At 46.1% G+C, this 1,341-nt stretch carries 2 protein-coding genes; both read left to right on the top strand.

The window, feature by feature from the left end:
• The first annotated feature begins 96 nt into the window (after positions 1–96).
• Positions 97–1,071: a glycosyltransferase family 2 protein gene (locus ACR0P9_RS12760; RefSeq protein ID WP_432620723.1), complete on the top strand. Its 975-nt coding sequence runs from the start codon at positions 97–99 to the stop codon at positions 1,069–1,071.
• 21 nt (positions 1,072–1,092) lie between these two features.
• Positions 1,093–1,341, top strand: a 249-nt coding sequence (locus ACR0P9_RS12755) for an oligosaccharide flippase family protein (protein WP_432620721.1), incomplete at its 3' end; no start/stop codon positions are given.

The raw sequence follows: 1,341 nt of genomic DNA, 5'->3' as shown, positions 1-1,341 counted from the left end.
TTCTATGCTCCTTACGCTGCCTTCACCAAAAGAACATTGAAATCACTAGGTAAAGAGATTATAATAGTTCCATATCGTAAAACGAGGAGCAATCAAATGAAATTCAGCATAGTGATTCCTGTCTATAATGTAAAAGAATATCTGGAACGGTGTGTCGATTCCGTACTAAACCAGCCGTGTGAGGACTACGAAATGATTCTCGTCGATGACGGCTCGACAGACGGCAGCGGTGCGCTGTGTGACCGACTCGCCCTGCGCAGTAAAAAAATCCGCGTCATTCATCAAAAAAACGGCGGATTGGGTGCTGCACGAAATACCGGCATCGAACATGCACTGGGCGATTATCTCGTATTTATCGACAGTGATGACTATATTGACGCTTCGATGCTGCCGGAGCTTGCGGCAAAAGTAGACGAAACCCATGCTGACATCATCACGTTCGGTTTCCGAACCGATAACAACGGCAATACTTCTGCTGTTTTTACTGACCCATTGCCGGAAGCCCGTATGTTTACGCTGGCAGACACGCCAACGCTCTTGCTTGCGCTTCCGAATGCATGGAATCGTATTTATACGCGCAAATTGTTTTTAGAAACCGGGATTCGGTATCCCGGCCGCGTTTGGTATGAGGATATTCGCACGACAACCAAGCTGTTTGCCAAGGCACAAAGTGTAGTTTGTATCCAGAAGCCATATTATTACTATGTCGTGCGCGAAAACTCCATCACGCGCAACAGCAATGTCGATCGAAACCATGAAATCGTCGATGCCTTTGACGATTTACTCGGCTGGTATCGAGAAAATGGTTTGTACGAAACCTATCGGGACGAGCTGTGCCGTCTTGCGATTGACCATTTATTTATCGCCGCTTCGGTTCGCGTATTGATGGCAAATCCCAAGCATCCGCTTCTGAAAGAATTTTATCAGTATATGCAGCAGCATTTCCCGCAGTTCCAGAGCAATCGCTATCTGTCTCAGCTGCCGCGTGCCAAAAAGCTCGCGTTTGATCTGCTGTGCAAAAAACACTATCGCATTCTGCGCACACTATTTTCGATGAAAAACCGTCTGTAAACAGACAGAAAGGACTCCAATTTGAAACTGAACAAAAAAGCCCTCAGCTCCAAAAAAGGCGTGCTGCTGAAAAATACTATTATGCTGTATATCATGCAGTTTTCTACGTACTTTCTCAGCTTTATTGTTGTGCCGTATGAGACTCGTGTGCTCGGCGCAACGGTATATGGCAAAGTCGGCGTTGCAACAGCCATTATGGTGTATTTCCAGCTCGTCATTGATTTTGGATTTATTCTCAGTGCAACAGAAGAAGTCTCGCTGCACCGAGAT

This window comes from Butyricicoccus sp. (assembly GCF_050872565.1).
Lineage (GTDB): Bacteria > Bacillota > Clostridia > Oscillospirales > Butyricicoccaceae > Butyricicoccus_A.
Note: the sequence above shows the minus strand (reverse complement) of the source record. Positions and strands in the feature narration are given on the sequence as shown.